This window comes from Mesorhizobium sp. B2-3-10, assembly GCF_006442275.1.
In the GTDB taxonomy this organism is placed as follows: domain Bacteria; phylum Pseudomonadota; class Alphaproteobacteria; order Rhizobiales; family Rhizobiaceae; genus Mesorhizobium; species Mesorhizobium australicum.
This window is the reverse complement of sequence record NZ_VFVT01000011.1, coordinates 13,844-34,970: the sequence shown is the minus strand read 5'-3', so window position 1 is coordinate 34,970 and position 21,127 is coordinate 13,844. Positions and strand designations below refer to the sequence as shown.

Here is a 21,127-nt window from a genome sequence, read left to right as displayed (position 1 = left end):
TGGCGTAACCTTTCCATCTCGTCACCATGCTGGAGGAAGCCAGATGACCGATCTTGTCCTGAACGAAAACAGGGAAGGCATTGCCGTCCTTTCCCTCAACCGCCCGGAAAAGCTGAACGCGTTGAACTATGCGCTGATCGATCGCCTGCTCGCGACACTCGACGACATTGAAGTCGACGACCGCATCCGCGCGGTCATTCTGACGGGCGCCGGCGAGCGGGCCTTCTCGGCGGGCGCCGACATAGAGGAGTTCTCGGCCAGCGTGGCGCTGGGCGCCGAGACGGCGCTGCGAGACTTCGTCATGCGGGGACAGCGGCTGACGGCAAGGCTGGAAGCCTTTCGCAAGCCTGTCATCGCAGCCGTCAACGGCCTCGCCTTCGGCGGCGGCTGCGAAATCACGGAGGCCGTGCCGCTAGCAATTGCCAGCGACCGCGCGCTGTTCGCCAAGCCGGAGATCACTCTGGCAATGCCGCCGACTTTCGGCGGAACGCAGCGCCTGCCCAGGCTCGCCGGGCGCAAGCGCGCGCTCGAACTGCTTTTGACCGGCGACTGGTTCCCGCCACAGCGGGCTCTTGACCTTGGCCTCGTCAATCAGGTGGTTCCGCATGACGATCTGATGCCGGCTGCGTTCAAGCTGGCCGGTCGTATCCTTCGGCACTCCGGACTGGCAGCCGCGGGCATCCTCACGGCGGTGACGCGAGGGCTCAATCTGAGCATCGCCGAAGGCTTGCTGGTCGAGGCCGAGCAGTTCGCCCGTATGGCCCCGACAGCCGATTTGCGCGAGGCGCTAGATGCCTGGATCAGCAGGCACAGCCCTGGACACGACGGGTCCTGGACGCATGTCGCGCGGCCCGAGGAGGCAAGGCGAGCCTCCTCGGCCCTGGATCACGGCGCCACCAGCAAGCGTCCTTTCATGTTGGGGTGGAAGCGGCAGAAATAGTCGACCGTTTGCGCCGTCTTCAGCGTCATGCTTGCCGACTTCTTCGGCGGGATTATCACCTCCCAGCCGCCCTTCACGGTGGCCGTGTGGGCGATCACATCCTTGTTCACCCACTCGATCGTGTCGCCGACCTTGGCATCGACGCTGGCCGGCGAAAAGACGAGCTTGTCGACGGTGACCTGGATGGTTGCCGCCGCTGCCGGCGCTGTGAATACCAACGCCAGCACGACCAGCAGCGCCAGATGATCCAAGGCGCCCGTTTTCATTTCAGCATGCCGGCGACGTGTTCGGCATGCTGCTCATGGCCCTGGAAGATCTTGAGGCCGGTCTCGAGCAGGCTCTTCAACTCGGCATTGCTGGCCGACGGTATGAGCAGGGTTTCGAGCGCGCCATTGACCTGCTTGTGATAGGCGACCTCGTTTTCGATATAAGCCTTGTCGAAGGCCGCCCCTTTCAGCTTGGCGAGCTTGGCACGTTCCTCCTTCGCCGCCTTCGTCAGCGCCTGGCTGGTAGCGTTGTCCTCGGGCTTCACCTTGAGCTTCTTGACGAGATCGAGCGCCTGCTTGTTCACCGCTTCGTGGTCGCGCTCCATGTCCTTGGCGAAATCGACGACCTCCTTGCTCTTTGACTTCTTGATCGCCTGCTTGGCCGCCTCGATGTCGAGGACGCCTGCTGTATAGGCGATATGGGCGATCTGCGGGTCGGTCGGCTTGTCGGCGGCTTGCGAGACCGGGGCAGCGCCGACGAGAAGCAGGGCGGCAAGGGCGACGGTATATCGGGTGAACATGGCATCCTCCTTGGCCCGGCCGCGCGGAGGCGCCGGGCTCGAATTTGCAGTTGACGCTCATTGGATGCGGGGCGGGGAGAAACGTTCCCGGAAAATCAGGACGGCATCATTCAAAACCCAGCCGTCCCATTACCGCCTGGGTCAGTCGCTCGCAGCGCCGACCCGCGAAGGGGAAGGCATCGAGCAGCACAGGGCCGATTTCATCGTCCAGCGCCTTGCGCAACAGGGCGCGCGCCCGGTGCAGCCTCGTCTTGACGGTCTCTGGCCGCACGCCGAGCAAATCGGCGGTTTCCTCCATGCTCAGGCCCTCGATGACGCGGGCGACGAAGACCATGCGGTAGATGTCGGGCAGGCTGTCGGTCGCCCGTTCGACAAGTGCGAGAATCTGCCGCTGCGCCATCGTCCGCTCCGGATCGTCGTTGGATTTGAGGGGAAACCTGATTATCCGCGCTTCCGGATCGGCAGGCATCTCCACCGTGCGACGTCTCTTGCGCAGGCGGCCGAGCGCTTCGTTGATGACGATGCGTGACAGCCAGGTGGCGAGCGTGGATTGGCCGCGAAACGCCGCCAGGCTGGCGAAGGCGCTGACATAGGCCTCCTGGACGACGTCCTCGGCTTCGGCGTCGTTGCGCAGAATGCCGCGCGCGATGCGGTAGAGCCGCTGGTTGTGTACCTTCATGATGGCGCGAAAAGCATCCGGGTCGCGGGTCAGCGCGCGGTGGACGAGCTGCATGTCGCCGGAAGGGCTTTCGGCAACCGCGGGCACCGTGGCGGGCATTGGCTGCTTGCTCATCGCGACCGGATCTCCTCGTGCAAATGTCGCACATTGGATGCGCCTGCCGGCAAAAGGTTCCCGGACCAGAGGGATCCTGGTCCCTATTCTAGGCTGCCGCCAATCCCTTGTCTGCCCTCTGCACGCGTGCGGCCGCCGCCAAGAGGTCGGTCTGCGTGATCAGGCCGAGAATATGCCGCTCGCCGTCGACGATGACCACGGCATGGCTGCGCCCGTCGGTCAGCGCCGGAAGCAGGCTCATCGCGGGCATCGCGGGCGAGGCGGTGCCGGCTTTTGCCATGACGCTCTTCACCGTGTCGGTGGCTTTCGTCAGCTCGCGCAGGCCGACGGCGCCAACCAGCCGGGCATCCGCGTCGACCACCGGCAAGGTGCGGATATTGTGATCGAGCAGTTGCTGGCGCGCCTCGTCGGCGGTGGCTTGCTCGAACACGGAAACCACGTCGCGCGACATGATGTCCTCGCACAGCAGCGTGCGGTGCGAGCGCACCATGGCCTGCAGTTCGACTTGTCTCAGCAACCGTTCGAGGTCGGCGCGGTCGATGTCGAAGGTCTCGTCCAGTGTGGTCAGCGCCGCGTCGATATCCTCGGGCCGGAAGCCGACGCGCTGCTGAGCCGGCGGATCGGCGGTGCCGTGGCTGTTGGCGGCTGGTGCCGCGACATGCGGGTAATTGCGCCGCGCCAGCTTGTGGAAAAGGAAGCCAAGCGCCACCAGTATGGTCGAATTCAAGGCCACCGGCACGAACGGGAACAGGAAGCCCGCGCTGATGACGGCCGGCCCGCCGAGCACCGCCGTCAGCGCGGCGGCGCCGCCGGGCGGATGAAGACAGCGCGTGAACGACATCGCGGCGATGGCGAGCGCCACCGCGAGCCCTGAGGCCATCACCGGATCATGGATGAAATGCGCCACGGTCACGCCGACCAGCGCCGATATGGAATTTCCGCCGATGATCGACCAGGGTTGCGCCAACGGGCTGGCCGGCACGGCGAACAGAAGCACGGCGGATGCGCCCATCGGCGCGACCAGCAGGGCCACATGCGGGCCGCCGCCCATCGCCAACCCGCTGATCACGCCCGTCAGCGCGATGCCGATCGTGGCGCCGATACACGCCAGGATGCGTTCGCGCAGCGTGGCGCCGGCGAGGATGGGGACAAAAAGACGAAAGGCCATTGGAAAACTTTGCGAGGACTGGATCTGTCGAGGATGCGTGCGGCACGCAATGCAGCCGAATTCGCCGATTTGAAAGTCAAACAAATCCGTAAAGTCATGACGTAGGAGAATAATATTGCGCACCGATCTTCGCCGGAGTGCTGGCAGCGCCTCGCGCTTTGTCATCAGCGTCAAGGGCTTGCGGCCCTTTGCTGACTCTGTTTGAGGTCAGCCCGCGCGCGCCGCTGCCGCAAGCCCGCGCCGGATGTCGGCTTTCAAGTCGTCGATATCCTCGAGGCCGATCTGCAGTCGTATCAGCGGACCTTCGTAAGGGCCTTTCGCAACGACGCGGTCGCCAAGCCAGACCGGCACCGCGAGGCTCTCATAGCCTCCCCAGGAGTAGCCGAGACCGAAGATCCGCAGTGCGTCGAGGAAAGCGTGCTGCTCCTGCTGGCCACCACCGGCCAGCACGATGGAAAAGATGCCGCTCGAACCGCGGAAGTCGCGCTTCCAGAGATCGTGGTCGGGATGGCTGGGAAGGGCAGGGTGGAGCACGCGCGCCACGCCCTTTTCGCCTTCGAGCCACGAGGCGATGGCGAGTGCGCTGCGCTGGTGACGGTCGAGCCGCACACCCATCGTGCGCAGGCCGCGCAGCACCTGGTAGACGTCGTCGGGTCCAGCACAGCAGCCAAGCGTGCAAAAGCTCTCGTACAGTTGCGCCCAGCAGGCCTCATTGGCCGAGACCGTGCCGAGCAGCACGTCGGAATGGCCCGCCGGATATTTCGTCGCCGCATGGATCGAGATGTCGACGCCATGGTCGAGCGGCCGGAAATAGAGCGGCGTCGCCCATGTGTTGTCCATCATCACGATGGCGCCGGCCGCGTGCGCCGCCTTGGCGATCGCCGGGATGTCCTGCACCTCGAACGTGTTGGAGGCCGGCGATTCGGTGAACACCACTCTGGTGTTCGGCTTGATCAACGCCGCGATGCCGGCGCCGATATTGGGAGCATAATATTCGACCTCGACGCCGAGCCGCTTCAGCATCGTGTCGGCGAAGTTTCTCGTGGGATGATAGACGGAATCGACGATCAGCAGATGATCGCCCGCCGATACGAAGGCGAGCAGCGGCACCGTCACCGCCGCCAGGCCCGACGGCACCGCGATCGTGCCGGCCGAGCCTTCCAGCGCGTCAATGGCGTGCGCGAGAGCGTCCGTCGTCGGTGTGCCGCGCGTGCCGTAAGTGTACTTCTGGCTGCGCGCGGCCATAGCGGCGGCATTTGGGAACAGCACGGTCGAGGCATGCACGACCGGCGGGTTGACGAAGCCGAAATAGTCATGCGGGTTGTTGCCCGAATGGGCGAGCCGCGTGTTGATGCCCATCGTGCCGGAACCCTGCTCGCTGCCGTCTTTCGCCATTCTTGGTCGCCTTGTTTTGACAAGGCGCTAGCCATAATGCGGCGTGGTGGACCGTGCAACAGCCCACCGTTCGCCAGGAATGGACTTCGAATATGCCAATTCCTGGTCCGGAAGACAGCTCGCGATCTGATCCGGAATCGGACCAACCACGAGCGGCAGTGGCCTGTCGGAAGCTTGGTCCTCAACTGGTGAACCTATTGTAGCCGGCTGCGAAAGGTATATGATAAATTTCTAATGTTAATCGCCGGATGCTTCGATCAGATGCTGCCGGATGGTTCTTGCCGGCTATCTCCTGATCCCGATCCGGGTATCCCGCTCAGCGAGCGGAAAGGGGAGGAATGTCATGCCTGACGTCAAATGGAACATGAAGGCGCGCGAATTCATCAACTGCAATTGTGCCTATGGCTGCCCGTGCCAGTTCAATGCCATGCCGACATACGGATTCTGCCAAGCCGTCGCCGGCATGGAGATCGAGACCGGGCACCACGGCGACACCAAGCTCGACGGGCTGCGCTTCGTCGGCATCTTCAGCTGGCCCGGCGCGATACACCAGGGCAGGGGCGAGGCCGCGGTGGTGATCGACGAGAGGGCCAGCGAAGCCCAGCGCGAAGCCCTGCTCCGCATACTGGGCGGTCAGGACACCGAACCAGGCGCGACAATATTCCAGGTCTTTTCGACCACCTTGGAGAAGTTCCACGATCCGATTTTCGCCGCGATCGATTTCGAGGTCGACGTCGATGGGCGAACCGGCCGGCTGCACGTCAAGGGCGTAACCGACGGCCGTGGTGAGCCGATCAAGAACCCGGTCACCGGCGCCGAGCACCGGGCGCGCATCGACCTGCCGCACGGCTTCGAATACGCCATCGCCGAGGTCGGGCGCGGCTGGACCAAGACGACGAGCCCAATCAAGTTCGAGGTGGCGGACACGCATAGTCATTTCGCCAACCTGCATCTCACGCAGAGCGGCATCGTGCATTGACCTGATCCAATGGGCGACACGGCTCTCGAGGCGGTGCTGCGGCGCGACCGCGCGGTCGTGACGGCCGCGCTCGCCGTCATTGCCGTGTTCGCCTGGGCTTATGTTCTTTGGCTGGCCGCCGACATGGCCATGCCTGGCAGCCCGGTGTCGGGCGGCGAGGCAGGCGACATGGCCGGGATGGACACGGCGAGCATGAACATGGGCGGCATGGCTATGGGCGCCGCCGTGGCGCCGGGCTTCCGGCCCTGGGCATCGGCCGATTTCGTTTTCATCTTCACGATGTGGGTTGTGATGATGGTCGGCATGATGACGCCGTCGGTCGCGCCGATGTTGCTGCTCTATGCCGGCGTCGGCCGCAAGGCGCTGGCGGACAGCCGGCCTATCGCTTCGACGGCATGGTTTTTTACCGGCTATCTCGTCGTCTGGGTCGTCTTCAGCATCGTGGCGACGGGTGCGCAATGGCTGCTCACTCGTTTCGCCTTGCTTGATCCCGCGATGGCGGCGCACAGCGCGGTGCTCGGCGGTGTCATTCTGATCGCCGCCGGCCTCTACCAATGGACACCGATCAAGGGCGTCTGCCTGCGCCAATGCCAGGCGCCGATCGCGTTCCTGGCCAGCCATGGCGGGTTCCGCACCACCGCGCTCGGCGCGCTTCGGCTTGGCATGGATCACGGCGCCTATTGTCTCGGCTGCTGCTGGGCACTGATGGCCCTGCTGTTCGTCGGTGGTGTCATGAACGTGCTGTGGATCGCCGGCATCGCCATCCTTGTTCTCCTGGAGAAGGTGGTCCCGGCCGGGCAATTGATCCCGCGCATCTCCGGTGCATTGATGGTCGCCGTCGGCCTCTGGCTGGGCCTTTCCGCGCTTTGAGACCGCGCGCCGATTTTGTCCACAAGCAATATCGACCGCCAATCATGGGTAATCGTCGGCCGAAGGTATTCCGTAACGTCAATGCATTTCGTGCCCGGGGGCAGTAACGCCGAGCTATTGCCCGGAACGGATTTTACAGCGCCGGCTCACATCTGCGTCAAATGAGCCTTGCCGATTCAGGTCGCGCTTCTGACGAGATCGCGTGCACGTTTGTCTGCAATTCAGGCATTTCAGGCAATCGATTTTCAAACCCGGTCGGATTCGGTCATTTTCCTTGACCTCACGGGAATTATCGCCTTCGATGCTGTTCGTGAATGGGAGGCGGCGCGTCGGTTTGCGATGCGGGGTTTCGGGAATGGGCCGGGATGGGAGCTGCGTTCACAAGGGAAAAAAATCAGGGTTTGCCTGAAAAAACAGAAAAGGGTCTGTGGGTTATGAAACACATTGCTATCGGCATTCTTGGCGCCGCCACGCTCGGACTGATGGCGTCGGCCGCGTCGGCCGGCACGCTCGACACCGTCAAGGCGAAGGGCTTCATCCAGTGCGGCGTCTCGACCGGTCTGGCCGGCTTCTCCGCGCCGGACGACAAGGGCGACTGGCAAGGCATCGACGCTGATTTCTGTCGCGCGGTTGCCGCCGCCGTTTTCGGTGATGGCACCAAGGTCAAGTTCACGCCGCTCAGCGCCAAGGAACGCTTCACCGCGCTGCAGTCCGGCGAGGTCGACATCCTCTCGCGCAACACCACCTGGACGATCAACCGCGATACCGCGCTCGGCCTGAATTTCATCGGCACGACCTACTATGACGGCCAGGGCTTCATGATCAACGCCAAGAAGCTGCCGGGCGTCAATTCGGCGCTGCAGCTTTCGGGCGCCGCCGTCTGCGTGCAGAGCGGCACGACCACCGAGCTCAACCTCGCCGACTACTTCAAGGCGAACAAGATGGAGTACAATCCCGTCGTCTTCGAGAAGCTCGAAGAGGTCAATGCCGCTTATGATGCCGGCCGTTGCGACGTCTACACAACCGACCAGTCGGGCCTTTACGGCATTCGCTTGACGCTCGGCTCGCCGGCCGATCACGTCGTGCTGCCCGAGATCATCTCGAAAGAGCCGCTCGGACCCGCCGTTCGCCAGGGCGACGACCAGTGGTACCACATCGTCAAGTGGACCTATTTCGCTCTGCTCGACGCCGAGGAGCTCGGCATCACCAAGGCCAATGTCGACGAGATGAAAAACTCCGCCAGCCCGGAGATCAAGCGTGTGCTCGGCCAGGAAGCAGACACCAAGATCGGCACCGACCTCGGCGTCTCCAACGACTGGGTCGTCAACATCGTCAAGGCGACCGGCAACTACGGCGAAATGTTCGACCGCAATGTCGGCTCCGGCAGCCCGCTCAAGATTGCGCGTGGCATCAATGCGCTATGGACCAAGGGCGGCCTGCAATACGCGCCGCCGATCCGCTGATCGAAATGTGATCCGGAAGGCAGGCTCCTGCCTTCCGGTTTCTCTTTCACAGGGGACGTGACATGGCATCGCAGGAAATCCTACGCGAGGAGCCGAGCCGCGGCTCCTTCGTCAATGACCCGAGAATTCGCAGTCTCTTCTTTCAGACGCTGGTCGTCATCGTTCTGTTCGGGTCCATCTGGTGGATCGTGCAGAACGTCATCGACAATCTGCAGCGCCTGCACATCGCCTCCGGCTTCGGCTTCCTCAAGGGGCGCGCCGGCTTCGATATCTCGGACACGCCGATTGCCTATACGTCGGACTCGACCTATGGCCGCGCCATCGTCGTCGGCCTGATCAACACCATCATCGTTGCCGTCGCCGGCATCATCACCGCCACCATCATCGGCTTCGTCATCGGCATCGGCCGCCTGTCGCAGAACTGGCTGATCCAGAAGATCTGCACGGTCTATGTCGAGATCTTCCGCAACATCCCACCGCTGCTGGTCATCTTCTTCTGGTATTCCGGCGTGCTCGCCGTGCTGCCGGCGCCGCGCGATTCCTATCATCTGCCCTTCGGCTCGTTCCTCAACCAGCGCGGCTTCTATTTTCCGCGCCCGGTCTGGGGCGACGGCTCCTGGCTGATCCTGGTCGCCCTTGTCGTGGGCATCGCAATGTCATGGTTCGTTGCCCGCAGGGCGCGTCAGCGGCAGATGGCGACGGGCCAGCAATTTCCGGTGTTCTGGACCTCCGCCGCGCTGATCATCGGCCTGCCGCTGCTGGCTTACGTGCTGAGCGGCTTTCCCCTGAGCTTTGACTTGCCCAAACAATCGACCTTCAACCTGACCGGCGGCTTCCAGGTCAAACCGGAGTTCCTTTCGCTCTATCTGGCGCTGTCCTGCTACACGGCGGCCTTCATCGCCGAAATCGTGCGCGCCGGCATCAGGGGTGTCAGCAAGGGCCAGACCGAGGCGGCGGCCGCACTTGGGCTGCGATCCGGTTCGATCCTGCGGCTGGTCGTGGTGCCGCAGGCCATGCGCATCGTCATCCCGCCGCTGACCAGCCAGTATCTCAACCTGACCAAGAACTCCTCGCTGGCGATCGCCATCGGTTATCCCGATTTGACGGCAACGGCCGGCACGGTTCTGAACCAGACCGGACAAGCGGTCGAGGGCGTGCTGATCATGATGATCGCCTATCTCATACTCAGCCTGGTGACCTCGGCCGTCATGAACGTGGTCAACGCCAGGATGGCGCTGGTGGAGAGATAGGACCATGCAGGAACACGATCTATCCTGGGTGCGCACCGAAATGGCGCTGGCGCAGCCCGCGCCGGCGAGCGTCAGCGGCCCCGTCGCCTGGGTGCGCAAGAACCTGATCGGCTCGGTCGGCGACACCATCCTCACCATCCTCGGCATCGCCATCGTCGCCTGGGTTCTGCCGCAGGTCATCAACTGGGCGTTCATCAACGCACAGTGGACGGGACCGGACCGCACGGTCTGCGCCACCGTCGCGCAAGGCGGCATTCAGCCCGATGGCTGGAGCGGAGCCTGCTGGGCTTTCGTCAACGCCAAGTTCGGCCAGTTCATGTTCGGCACCTATCCGGTCGAGGAGCGCTGGCGGCCGATCCTGGTCGCCATCCTGTTCGTGGCGCTGCTGGTGCCGATGCTGATGCCGCGTGTGCCGCGCAAGGGGTTGAACGCGATCCTGCTTTTCCTGGTGCTGCCGATCGTTTCCTTCTTCCTGCTGGTCGGCGGCGTATTCGGCCTGCCGCATGTCGAAACCTCGCGCTGGGGCGGGCTGCTGATCACGCTGAGTCTGTCCTTCGTCGGCATCGCCGTGTCGCTGCCGCTGGGCACCGTGCTGGCGCTCGGGCGGCGCTCGAAGATGCCGATCATCAAGATGCTGTGCATTATCTTCATCGAAGCCGTGCGCGGCATACCGCTGATCACCGTCCTGTTTTTCGTCAGCGTCATGCTGCCGCTGTTCCTGCCGGCCGGCGTCACTTTCGACAAGTATCTGAGGGCGCTGATCGGCGTGTCGCTGTTTGCGGCGGCCTATATGGCCGAAGTGGTGCGCGGCGGCCTGCAGGCGATCCCCAAGGGCCAGTATGAAGGCGCCGATTCGCTCGGCCTCGGCTACTGGCAGAAGATGAGCTTGATCGTGTTGCCGCAGGCGCTGAAGCTGGTCATACCCGGTATCGTCAACACCTTCATCGGCATGTTCAAGGATACCAGCCTGGTCCTCATCATCTCGATGTTCGACCTGCTCGGCATCGTCAAGCAGAACTTCTCCGACGCCAACTGGGCCACGGCGCAGACCGCGAAATCCGGTCTTGTGTTCGCCGCCTTCGTCTTCTGGCTGTTCTGCTTCGGCATGTCGCGCTATTCAATGTACACGGAACGCCGGCTCGACACCGGCTACAAACGCTAAACAAAAGAACAAGGGGACCCCAGCCATGGCCACCGAAAATGCCGTCAGCGCGGAAGAGATCAAGGTCAACGCCGCCAAGATGCATATCTCGACCACCGATGTCGCCATCGACATCATCGCCATGCATAAATGGTACGGCGAGTTCCATGTGCTGAAGGACATCAATCTGAAGGTGATGCGCGGCGAGCGCATCGTCATTTGCGGACCGTCCGGGTCGGGCAAGTCGACCATGATTCGCTGCATCAACCGGCTGGAAGAGCACCAGAAGGGCAAGATCATCGTCGACGGCAAGGAACTCACCAACGATCTGAAAAAGATCGACGAGGTGCGCCGCGAGGTCGGCATGGTGTTCCAGCACTTCAACCTGTTCCCGCATCTGACCATCCTCGAGAATTGCACGCTGGCGCCGATCTGGGTGCGCAAGACGCCGAAGAAGCAGGCCGAGGAAATCGCCATGCATTTCCTCAAGCGCGTGAAGATCCCCGAGCAGGCCAACAAATATCCGGGCCAGCTTTCCGGCGGCCAGCAGCAGCGCGTGGCGATCGCCCGCTCGCTGTGCATGAACCCGCGCATCATGCTGTTCGACGAGCCGACCTCAGCGCTCGACCCCGAAATGATCAAGGAAGTGCTGGAAACCATGGTGGGGCTGGCCGAGGAAGGCATGACCATGCTGTGCGTCACCCACGAGATGGGCTTTGCACGGAAAGTCGCCAACCGGGTGATCTTCATGGATCAGGGCCAGATCGTCGAGCAGAACACGCCGGCCGAGTTCTTCGACCATCCCCGCCACGAACGCACGAAGCTGTTCCTGTCGCAGATCCTGCACTGAGCGGATTGACGCCAAGTCGGGAAAGCCCGGTCGCGCCACGGCCGGGCTTTTTAGTGTCTGGCCGATCCGATAAATGATCTTCTTCATTGAGCCGCGACGGAATCGCGAAGCCGCACCGATGAGAAAACTCCTGCGTTTCCTGGCCATTCTGGTTGCAGCACTGGTGCTCGCCGTGTCGCTCGGCACGCTGGTGCCGCGGCCGCTCTGGCCGGCAGCCGCAGCGGGCGAGGGCATCCGGCACATATTGGTGCTGAAAAATCCGATCCACACCGACATCGCCATTCCCGTGGACGACGAGGTGCGCCGGCGCTTTCGTTTCCTTGCCGATGTCGGCCTGCCATCGGACGCGCCCGAAGTGCGCTACCTCGTCTTCGGCTGGGGTGGGCGCGCCTTCTACCTGGAAACGCCGACATGGTCGCAATTGAAGGCGCTGCCCGCGTTCAAGGCTTTGACGCTCGATGCGTCGGTGATGCATGTCGCCGTCGCCGGCAATATTCCCGAGCCGCACCCCGATGTCGCCGGCTTCGACGTGGGCGAAGACCGTTTTGCCGCATTGCTTGATTTCATCGAAGCGAGCTTTCAAGAGGGGCCGAACGGTCCGATCGTCATCGACAATGCCGCCTACTCCAATTTCGATCGCTTTTATGAGGCCAATGGCCATTTCAACGCGCTGATCGGTTGCAACACCTGGACGGCGGCGGCACTGCGCGCTGCCGGCCTGCGCACCGGCTGGTGGAACCCGCTGCCGGTTTCGCTTGGGCTGTCGATGCGGCTGTATAATTAGCTTTGCCACGGGCTCCTTTCAGCGACGGATGATCCGCTGCTGCTCCCACCCGTAAAGCCAGTCCAGATCGGCTGCGAGCTTCTCTCCCGGTCGTGCCGCCAGAAACAGATTGCGGGCCAACGCCACGGGGCCTCGGGCATGCCAAGCAAGCCGGTTGAGCGCGCCGCGACGGATGACCTTGGCGATGCGCGACCGCCGCAGGTTCTCCCAGATGATGAGGCTTTGCGTCAGGTCGCCGGGGATGTCGGCGACCAGGCTGGCCAGCGTCGCGGCATCCTCGATCGCCATGGCAGCACCTTGCGCCGCGAACGGCGTCATCGCATGCGCGGCGTCGCCGATCAGCGCGATGCCTTCGGGCATGGTCCAGCGTCGCTGTTCGACCGTGTGGATAGGAAAGGCGGTCCACGGGCCAGCGAGTTCCACCAAACGCGCCAGCCCCGGCGCGGAGCGGCGCATGGCGCCTGAAAGGATGGCGGGATCGGCGTGGCGTGACCACCCGTCGGCGATGCGCTCGCCCCGGGTGAAGGCGGCAAGGTTGAAGGCGCTACCCCTGCTCACGGGGTAGGCGACCAAATGAAAGCCGGGATGCAGGAAGGTGGTGACGCAGTCAGGGGAGCCGATCGCGGTGAAGGCTCGCCCCGCCTCGTTGTCTGCGCTCACCGTCGCCCGCCAAGCCAGTTCGCCGGAGAAATGGCTGTTCGCCAAGCCGGCTCCGCTGCCTGGACTGGCAAACCTCCGCACCGCTGACCAGACGCCATCGGCGCCGACCAGCAGAGATCCTTGGGTATCGATGACCCTGCGGCCGACCCCGTCTGTCCTGGTGATAACGAATGAACCGGAGGCCACGCTGCTGACCTGCGCGCCGGTGGTGAGATGGATGTCGGGCAGTTGCGCAACGCGCGCCATCAGGGCGTCTTGCAGATCCGCCCGGTGCGCCACGAGATAGGGCGCCCCCCAGCGTTCCTCGCCGGCTCCGCCAAGCGGCACGCGTGCCAGTTGGCGCAGGCTCGCGGCGTCCTTCAGCACCACGGCTTCCGGCTGGACGGCATTGGCAAGAAGCGTGTCGAGCACGCCAAGCTGGCGAAGGATGCGGGTCGCGTTAGGAGAGAGCTGGATGCCGGCGCCCGCCGCTTCGAGACGCTGCGCCTGTTCGGCCACCCTCACGGAATAGCCGCGTTCGGCAAAGGCAATCGCCGCTGTCAGCCCGGCGATGCCAGCCCCGGCGATCATGACCTGCCGGGACCGCGTCTCGCTCATGATCGGAAGGTCAGGCGGCCTGGTCGATGTAGAGGCAGCCCGCCGGCAGCGTTTCGGTCGCCTTCAGCTTCGGCGAATAGCGATAGAGGGTCGAGCAGTAGGGGCAGACTTTCTCATTGTCGTCGCCCATGTCGAGAAAAACATGCGGGTGGTCGAAAGGCGGGTTGGCGCCCGTGCACATGAATTCCTTGACTCCGATGTCGATCGCCGGATGGCCCGCATCGTTCTGGAAATGGGGAATGGAACCGCCTGCCATCATCGTCTCCTTAACGCAGTCTCTCTGCATCTGGATCATATCAAGTCTGTTTGCAAGTTCGATGAAATCAAACTGTCGCAAAAGCCTGTCAGAGAACTGTCGCAAAAGCCTGCCACAGGATAAGTTAAGCCGGTTAACCGGCTGAGGCGTGCGGAAGAGCAGGAATCATGAACGAACTGAAGCCGGTACAGAGCGAATTCAACAATGTCGCGGCAGCGAGCCCGGAAGGCAATCCGGACCGCTTCGTCAACCGCGAATTCTCCTGGCTGCAGTTCAATCGCCGCGTTCTCGAGGAATCGCTGAACACCCATCACCCGCTGCTGGAGCGCGTCCGCTTCCTGTCGATCTCGGCCGCCAATCTCGACGAGTTCTTCATGGTGCGCGTCGCCGGTCTTGCAGGCCAGGTGCGCGAGGGGATCGTGCTGAAGAGCCCGGACGGACGCACTCCCGAACAGCAGCTCGAACAATTGCTGCGTGAGGTCGAGCGGCTGCAGGAGGACCAGCAGAAGAGCCTGTCGGCCCTCACGGTGCTGCTCAACAAGGAAGGCATCGAAACCATCACCCGCGACGCGCTGACAAAGGACGAGAAGGTCTGGCTGGAAGACCATTTCCAGGAGCAGGTGTTTCCCGTGCTGACCCCGCTGTCGATCGACCCGGCGCATCCGTTCCCGTTCATTCCCAATCTCGGCTTCTCGATGGCGCTGCAACTTCGCCATCGCAAGAATGGCGAGGAGATGAGCGCGCTCTTGCGCCTGCCGGTGGCGCTGAAGCGCTTCATCCGCCTGCCGGACCGCAAGCACCATGTCCGCTTCATTCCGCTGGAGGAGGCGGTCGGCCTCTACATCGGCAAGCTCTTCCCCGGCTACGAGGTCAAGGGCTCCGGCACGTTCCGCATCATTCGTGACAGCGACATCGAGGTCGAAGAGGAATCGGAAGATCTCGTGCGCCTGTTCGAAACGGCGCTGAAGCGCCGCCGCCGCGGCTCCGTCATCCGCATCGAATTCGACAAGCTGATGCCTGGGGAATTGCGCGATTTCGTCGCCGGCGAGCTTGGCGTCTCGTCGAGCCGCATCAGCGTGCTCACCGGGCCGCTGGCACTCAGCCAGATCTCCGAGATCGTCTCCGTTCCCCGCGACGACCTGAAATTCATCCCCTACAACCCACGCTTTCCCGAGCGTATCCGCGAGCATGGCGGCGACTGTTTCGCCGCCATTCGCGAGAAGGACATCGTCGTCCATCACCCCTATGAGTCGTTCGACGTGGTGGTGCAGTTCCTGCGCCAGGCGATGGCCGACCCCGAAGTGGTGGCGATCAAGCAGACGCTCTATCGCACCTCCAACGACAGCCCAATCGTGCGTGCTCTGGTCGACGCGGCCGAAGCCGGCAAGTCAGTAACGGCGCTGGTCGAGCTCAAGGCGCGTTTCGACGAGGAGGCCAACATTCGCTGGGCGCGCGATCTCGAACGCGCCGGCGTGCAGGTCGTGTTCGGGTTCCTGGAACTCAAGACCCACGCCAAGATGTCGCTGGTGGTGCGGCGCGAGGACGGCAAGCTGCGCAATTACGTCCATCTCGGCACCGGCAACTACCACCCGGTCACCGCGCGCATCTACACCGACCTGTCCTTCTTCACCACCGATCCGACGATCGCCCGCGACGTCGCCCAATTGTTCAATTTCATCACCGGCTATGCCGAGCCGACCGCCGAGATGCGGCTGGCGATCTCGCCGTTCACGCTGAGGAACCGCATCCTCCAGCACATTTCGGACGAGGTCACCCATGCGTTGGAGGGACGGCCGGCGCGTATCTGGATGAAGATGAACGCGCTCGTCGATCCCATCATCATCGACGCGCTCTACGATGCCAGCCGCGCCGGAGTGGAGATCGACCTCGTCGTGCGCGGCATCTGCTGCCTGCGGCCGCAGGTGCCGGGCCTGTCGGAGAACATCAGGGTCAAGTCGATCGTCGGCCGTTTCCTGGAGCACAGCCGCATCTATTGCTTCGGCAACGGTCATGGCCTTCCGTCGGACGAGGCGATCGTCTACATCTCCTCGGCCGACCTCATGCCGCGCAATCTCGACCGCCGCGTCGAGACCATGGTGCCGATCACCAATCCAACTGTGCATGAACAGATTCTGGGCCAGATCATGCTGGGCAACATCATGGACAATCAGCAAAGTTTCGACGTATTGGCAGATGGAACCTCCCGGCGCGTGGTGCTGGAGGAGGGTGAGGAACCGTTCAACGCGCAGGAATATTTCATGACCAATCCGAGCCTGTCGGGACGGGGTGACGCGCTGAAATCGCATGCGCCCAAGCGAATCGCGCAGTTCAAGCGCCGCAAGAAGAACGCCGCCACCTGATGCTGTCCAATTCCCAGGGCCGGCTGCAGGACCGCCGACCGCTGTCCATCATCGACATCGGCTCCAATTCGATCCGTCTCGTCGTCTATGAGGGACTGGCGCGCTCGCCGACCATGCTGTTCAACGAAAAGATGCTGGCCGGCCTCGGCCGCGGCATCGTGTCGACGGGGAAGCTGGACCCCGAGGGGGTGGCGCGCTCGATGGAGGAGTTTCGCCGTTTCCGCGCGCTCTCCGACCAGGCAGGCGCCGAACACATGTACGTGCTGGCAACCGCCGCCGCCCGCGAGGCGATCAACGGTCCCGATTTCATCCATCGTGCCGAGGATGTGCTCAAGACCGAAATCCGTGTGCTCTCCGGCCGCCAGGAAGCGCATTATTCCGCGCTCGGCGTCATCTCCGGCTTCCACCCGCCCAACGGGATTGCCGGCGACCTTGGCGGCGGCAGCCTGGAGCTTATAGACATTGATGGCGAGGCGATCGGCGACGGCATCACGCTGCCGCTCGGCGGCCTGCGCCTGCAGGACATGGCGAAGAACTCGCTCGTCCAGGCGCAGAAGATCGCGCGCCAGGAACTGGCCCGGGCCAAGCTTTTGAAGGGCGGACAAGGCAGGACTTTCTACGCTGTTGGCGGCACCTGGCGAAACCTCGCCAGGCTGCATATGGAGATGAACAACTATCCGCTCGGCGTCATGCACCACTACGAAATTTCGGCCGAAAGCGCTCAGAACTTCCTCAAGCAGGTGGCCAGGGGCGAAGTCGAAAAGGTGAGGGGGATCGAGGGCGTCTCCAAGAACCGCCGCTCGCTGCTGCCCTATGGCGCTCTCGTGCTGCAGGAGATCATGACGGCGATGCAGCCGTCCAGGATCGTCGTTTCGGCGCAAGGCGTGCGTGAGGGCTTCCTCTATTCGCTGCTCGACGCGGCCGAGCAGAAGGCCGATCCGCTGATCTCGGCCGCCGAGGAACTCGCGCTTTTGCGCTCGCGTTCGGTCCATCACGCGCATGACCTGGTCGAATGGACCGGCAAGGCCTTCAAGGCGTTCGGCATCGACGAGACGGTAGACGAAGCGCGCTATCGCCATGCCGCCTGCCTGCTCGCCGATATCGGCTGGCGCGCTCATCCGGAATATCGCGGCAAGCAGTCGCTCAACATCATTGCGCATGCATCGTTCATCGGTGTCGATCATCCCGGCCGCGCCTACCTGGCGCTGACCAACGCCTACCGTCACGATGGCGTCTTCAATGAATTGGTGGCGCCCGAAATCAGGGCGTTGGCGCCGCCGCGCCTGCTGGAGCGCGCCCGCGTACTGGCAGCGATGATGCGCGTGGTCTATCTGCTGACGGCCGCGATGCCCGGCATCATGCCGAGGCTGAAATGGGAAAGCCGCCCCAACGGCGCGCTGGCGCTGGTGCTGCCGGCCTCGCTCTCCGACCTATACGGCGAGCGCCCGGCCGGCCGGCTGGCGCAACTGGCGCGCATCACCAACCGTCGCCTGGTGCTGGCGGTCGAGGGCGGGCAGAGCGTGTCGGCGAAGTAGTCAAGTCGCGTCGGCGCCTATGCCGAAGCCGCGCCCATCGGCCGACCAGGCGCCGGCGCCGGCCATGGCAAGCGCCAGGAAACCACCCGATATCGCGATATCCTTCATCAGCATCTGCTGGTGCAGGAAGGCGAGCGCCGCATCCTCGGCGCCTTGGCCATAGTGGCCGATATAGCCGGCCGCGATGCAGAAGCCGGCCAGCAGCAGTGCCACGATCCGCGTCTGCAAACCAACGAGGATCAGCAGTCCCGCGATCAGCTCGAAAAGGCCGGTGCCCCAGGCGGCGAGCGCCGGCAGCGGCAGGCCGAGGCCGGCGAAATAGCTGGTGGTGCCGGCGATGTTGGCGAGCGCCTGGAAGCCGGACGGCACGAACAGCACGGCAAACAGCAGCCGCGAAACCAGAAGCAATGCACTGCGACCCATGGCTCCCTCCCTTGCCGGCACGGTCGCCGGCGACCATTGCAGTCTAATGCATGTCGCCCGGGAGTGTCCTTGGTCCGGGACAACGACATGCATAAAACCAGAAGCTTACAGCAGGTCGGGCGAATCCTATTCGCCGCGACGTGCTACAGGCCTGTAAGCACACAACGAAAAAGCGGCGCGGAAAATTCCGCGCCGCTCGTTTCAGATCCTTGGGAGGAAAAAACCTCAGCCGCGCTTGGCGTCGATCGAATACGCGCCGGGACCCGAGGAGGCCAGCAGCAGGAAACCGCCGGTGATGGCGACGTTCTTGAGGAACTGGATCATCTGCATCTGGTCGGCCCAGCCGGTGTGGGCGACCAGCCCGGTCGCGATCGTAAAGATCGCGAGCACCCAGGCGGCGATCCTGGTCTGGAAGCCGACGAGGACGGCAAGGCCGCCAAGCAGCTCGATCAGTCCGACGATGACGGCCGTCGCCGTCGGCGCCGGCAGGCCGAGGCCGCCGAAATAGGCGGCAGTGCCGGAAATGGCCGTGAGCTTGCCGAATCCCGAAAGCAGGAAAATGACCGCGAGCAGGATACGGCCGACAAGGATGGTGACAGAGCTGTTGGACGCGGTGCCGCTGCCGGCGAAGGAGGTGTTTGTGGACATGGTGGCTCTCCGGATGGGGTTGATGCCCCGTCAGATAGAGCATGTCGACTGTTCACCAAAGCTGCCTATCCGGCGACACATTGTTCACAGGAATACGTTTCTGTGAACCGGTGAAAAGCGGAAATTCATGTCGGTCGACGCGCTGGCGTGAGGATATTCTCCCGCCGAAAAATGCCTTCACCCCGGATGTGTCATGTCCTGCGGCCGCACCAGGCGGTCATAGTCGGCCTCGCTGACCAGTCCGGTTGCCAACGCTTCCTCGCGCAACGTCGTGCCTTTCTTGTGCGCGGTCTTGGCGATCTTGGCGGCGTTGTCGTAGCCGATGGTGGGCGCAAGCGCGGTCACCAGCATCAGCGAACGGTCGAGAGCCGCCTTGATGTTGTCCTCTCGCGCCTCGATGCCGACGACGCAATTGTCGGTGAAGGAGACCGAGGCGTCGGCGAGCAACTGCACCGACTGCAGGAAATTGTACGCCATCAGCGGATTGTAGACGTTGAGCTCGAAATGGCCTTGGCTGCCGGCGAAGGTAAGCGCCGCATTGTTGCCGAACACCTGCACGCAGACCTGCGTCATCGCCTCGCACTGGGTAGGGTTGACCTTGCCCGGCATGATCGAGGAGCCGGGTTCGTTTTCCGGTAGCGACAATTCGCCGAGGCCCGAGCGCGGGCCGGAGCCAAGGAAACGGATGTCGTTGGCGATCTTGAACAGTGCCGCGGCCGCGGCGTTGACGGCACCGTGCGAGAACACCATGGAATCATGGGCGGCGAGCGCCTCGAATTTGTTCGGCGCGGTGACGAAGGCGATGCCGGTAATGGCGGCGATGCGATCGGCCACCCGCTCGGCGAAACCGACCGGCGCATTGAGGCCGGTGCCGACGGCGGTGCCGCCCTGCGCCAGTTCCTGCAGGCCGGGCAGCGTCTGCTCGATGCGCTTGATCGAGGAGGCGACCTGCGCGGCATAGCCGGAGAATTCCTGGCCCAGCGTCAGCGGCGTGGCATCCTGCGTGTGGGTGCGGCCGATCTTGATGATGTGGTTGAAGTCCCGGCTCTTGGCGGCGAGCGCCTTGTGCAGGTGGTGCAGAGCGGGAATCAGGTCATGCTCGATCCGCTCGGCGCAGGCGATGTGCATTGCCGTCGGATAGGTGTCGTTGGAGGACTGGCTCATATTGACGTGGTCGTTGGGGTGCACCGGCTTCTTCGAGCCCATGACGCCGCCCAGCATCTCGATCGCGCGGTTCGAGATCACCTCGTTGGCGTTCATGTTGGACTGCGTGCCCGAACCGGTCTGCCAGACCACCAGCGGAAAGTGGTCGTTGAGCTTGCCGTCGATGACCTCTTGCGAGGCCTCGATGATCGCCTTGCCGATGGCCGGATCGAGCCGCTTGAGCTCCATGTTGGCTTCCGCCGCCGCCCGCTTGACGATGCCCAGCGCGCGCACGATCGAAGCCGGCTGCTTTTCCCAGCCGATCTTGAAATTGCCGAGGGAACGCTGCGCCTGCGCGCCCCAATAACGGTCGGCGGCGACCTCGATGGGGCCGAACGTGTCGGTTTCGGTTCTCGTCTTTGGCGTGCTCACGGCAAGGCTCCGGTCTGTCGATTTGGGCAACGGCGTATCGCGTTGCACAAATGGCTTCAAGCGGAGAATAACGCGGCTGCGGATGCAAATCGGTTGAAGATGCTTCCGATCTCCCCACTGGAACCCTCGGAGCAGAGATCGGCGGCTTCGCGTTCTCAACTCAAGGGCGAACCGACAATATCGATGCCATTTTCCGCGCAGATCCGCACCAGAGCCTCGATCATCTCGGGCGTCGGCTCGGACAGCGGCGGCAATTCCGGCTGTCCGGCGGGGCGGCTCGCCTGACGCAGCATCGTCTCGAACCCGCGGCCGCGCGTGACGGTCAGAGCGCGCGCACCTTCTGGAGATTCGACCCTGTATGTGTGCGGCAGGCCTTTCGGCGCAATGAGGGTCTCGCCGATACCAGCGACCCGCTCCTGTCCGTCGATCCGAACGCGCAGCTGTCCTTCTAGGATATGAAACACCTCGTCTTCGTGCCGATGCACATGCAGCGGCGGAGAATCGCCATGGGGCATGCGGTGCTCGACGACACAGATGCCGTCCTCGCCCTCCGCCGACGATATCCGAATGGCAACCAGTGTGTTGTTGAACCAGAAGAGTTCCTTGCCTGTAATGGTCCCGACGGTCATTGTCATGGTTCTTCCTCCTTTGTT

21 protein-coding genes are annotated in these 21,127 nt (G+C 63.4%); 10 read left to right on the top strand and 11 right to left on the bottom strand.

Translation table 11 applies throughout. The features are described 5' to 3' along the window. Positions 1-43 precede the first annotated feature (43 nt). The gene (locus tag FJ943_RS26295; protein ID WP_140726268.1) at positions 44-940 is read left to right on the top strand and encodes a crotonase/enoyl-CoA hydratase family protein; all 897 of its coding nucleotides are present in this window, start codon (positions 44-46) and stop codon (positions 938-940) included. Here the strand turns inward: FJ943_RS26295 and FJ943_RS26290 are convergent. From FJ943_RS26290 to FJ943_RS26270, 5 genes are all read right to left on the bottom strand, one after another. Then, positions 886-1,206 carry a cupredoxin family copper-binding protein gene (locus FJ943_RS26290; RefSeq protein ID WP_181171288.1) on the bottom strand — a complete coding sequence of 107 codons (321 nt, stop codon included), beginning with the start codon at positions 1,204-1,206 and terminating at the stop codon, positions 886-888. The genes FJ943_RS26295 and FJ943_RS26290 overlap by 55 nt on opposite strands. Then, a complete protein-coding gene (locus FJ943_RS26285) occupies positions 1,203-1,727 on the bottom strand; it encodes a DUF4142 domain-containing protein (protein ID WP_015318420.1) in 525 nt (174 codons plus the stop codon). The genes FJ943_RS26290 and FJ943_RS26285 overlap by 4 nt, the downstream gene beginning before the upstream one ends. 106 nt (positions 1,728-1,833) lie before the next feature. Then, entirely contained in the window at positions 1,834-2,520 is a 687-nt protein-coding gene (locus FJ943_RS26280; protein WP_224622097.1) for an RNA polymerase sigma factor, read from the bottom strand. Positions 2,521-2,608: 88 nt separating this feature from the next. Next, positions 2,609-3,688, bottom strand: a complete 1,080-nt coding sequence (locus tag FJ943_RS26275; protein ID WP_140726265.1) for an HPP family protein — start codon at positions 3,686-3,688, stop codon at positions 2,609-2,611. Positions 3,689-3,895: 207 nt separating this feature from the next. Continuing rightward, on the bottom strand, positions 3,896-5,083 hold the full coding sequence (locus tag FJ943_RS26270) for a cystathionine beta-lyase (protein ID WP_140726262.1): 1,188 nt from the start codon (positions 5,081-5,083) through the stop codon (positions 3,896-3,898). Between the two features lie 343 nt (positions 5,084-5,426). On the opposite strand from FJ943_RS26270, the gene FJ943_RS26265 reads away from it, so the two are divergent. The 7 genes from FJ943_RS26265 (at position 5,427) to FJ943_RS26235 (ending at position 12,420) form a co-directional block, all read left to right on the top strand. Beyond that, positions 5,427-6,062 (top strand): DUF1326 domain-containing protein, encoded by a 636-nt coding sequence (locus FJ943_RS26265; protein ID WP_140726259.1) that lies wholly within the window; start codon positions 5,427-5,429, stop codon positions 6,060-6,062. 9 nt (positions 6,063-6,071) lie between these two features. Then, positions 6,072-6,932 carry a DUF2182 domain-containing protein gene (locus FJ943_RS26260; RefSeq protein WP_140726256.1) on the top strand — a complete coding sequence of 287 codons (861 nt, stop codon included), beginning with the start codon at positions 6,072-6,074 and terminating at the stop codon, positions 6,930-6,932. Between the two features lie 434 nt (positions 6,933-7,366). Continuing rightward, on the top strand, positions 7,367-8,395 hold the full coding sequence (locus tag FJ943_RS26255) for an amino acid ABC transporter substrate-binding protein (protein WP_015318414.1): 1,029 nt from the start codon (positions 7,367-7,369) through the stop codon (positions 8,393-8,395). A gap of 62 nt (positions 8,396-8,457) precedes the next feature. After that, complete coding sequence (locus FJ943_RS26250) at positions 8,458-9,645, top strand: amino acid ABC transporter permease (RefSeq protein ID WP_140726254.1); 1,188 nt, start codon at positions 8,458-8,460, stop codon at positions 9,643-9,645. Positions 9,646-9,649: 4 nt separating this feature from the next. Further along, positions 9,650-10,807, top strand: a complete 1,158-nt coding sequence (locus tag FJ943_RS26245) for an amino acid ABC transporter permease (protein ID WP_140664765.1) — start codon at positions 9,650-9,652, stop codon at positions 10,805-10,807. Between the two features lie 25 nt (positions 10,808-10,832). Next, a complete protein-coding gene (locus tag FJ943_RS26240; RefSeq protein WP_010915400.1) occupies positions 10,833-11,636 on the top strand; it encodes an amino acid ABC transporter ATP-binding protein in 804 nt (267 codons plus the stop codon). A 118-nt stretch (positions 11,637-11,754) separates the two neighbouring features. Further along, complete coding sequence (locus tag FJ943_RS26235) at positions 11,755-12,420, top strand: TIGR02117 family protein (RefSeq protein ID WP_140726251.1); 666 nt, start codon at positions 11,755-11,757, stop codon at positions 12,418-12,420. Positions 12,421-12,438: 18 nt separating this feature from the next. On the opposite strand, the gene FJ943_RS26230 is transcribed toward FJ943_RS26235, so the two are convergent. Beyond that, positions 12,439-13,677 carry an FAD-dependent monooxygenase gene (locus FJ943_RS26230; RefSeq protein WP_140726249.1) on the bottom strand — a complete coding sequence of 413 codons (1,239 nt, stop codon included), beginning with the start codon at positions 13,675-13,677 and terminating at the stop codon, positions 12,439-12,441. Positions 13,678-13,687: 10 nt separating this feature from the next. Next, positions 13,688-13,933, bottom strand: a complete 246-nt coding sequence (locus FJ943_RS26225; protein WP_015318409.1) for a zinc-finger domain-containing protein — start codon at positions 13,931-13,933, stop codon at positions 13,688-13,690. A gap of 167 nt (positions 13,934-14,100) precedes the next feature. On the opposite strand from FJ943_RS26225, the gene FJ943_RS26220 reads away from it, so the two are divergent. Both FJ943_RS26220 and ppx read left to right on the top strand, forming a co-directional pair. Next, positions 14,101-16,293, top strand: coding sequence for an RNA degradosome polyphosphate kinase (locus FJ943_RS26220; RefSeq protein ID WP_140726247.1), 2,193 nt, complete (start codon positions 14,101-14,103; stop codon positions 16,291-16,293). Further along, positions 16,293-17,828: an exopolyphosphatase gene (gene ppx, locus FJ943_RS26215; RefSeq protein WP_140726244.1), complete on the top strand. Its 1,536-nt coding sequence runs from the start codon at positions 16,293-16,295 to the stop codon at positions 17,826-17,828. Before FJ943_RS26220 ends, ppx begins: the two co-directional genes overlap by 1 nt. On the opposite strand, the gene FJ943_RS26210 is transcribed toward ppx, so the two are convergent. From FJ943_RS26210 to FJ943_RS26195, 4 genes are all read right to left on the bottom strand, one after another. After that, positions 17,829-18,251: a DoxX family protein gene (locus FJ943_RS26210; RefSeq protein WP_140717589.1), complete on the bottom strand. Its 423-nt coding sequence runs from the start codon at positions 18,249-18,251 to the stop codon at positions 17,829-17,831. Between the two features lie 225 nt (positions 18,252-18,476). After that, entirely contained in the window at positions 18,477-18,899 is a 423-nt protein-coding gene (locus FJ943_RS26205) for a DoxX family protein (RefSeq protein ID WP_140664779.1), read from the bottom strand. A 177-nt stretch (positions 18,900-19,076) separates the two neighbouring features. After that, positions 19,077-20,474, bottom strand: a complete 1,398-nt coding sequence (fumC, locus tag FJ943_RS26200; protein ID WP_140726241.1) for a class II fumarate hydratase — start codon at positions 20,472-20,474, stop codon at positions 19,077-19,079. A 155-nt stretch (positions 20,475-20,629) separates the two neighbouring features. After that, on the bottom strand, positions 20,630-21,109 hold the full coding sequence (locus FJ943_RS26195) for a cupin domain-containing protein (protein WP_015318403.1): 480 nt from the start codon (positions 21,107-21,109) through the stop codon (positions 20,630-20,632). Positions 21,110-21,127: the final 18 nt, after the last annotated feature.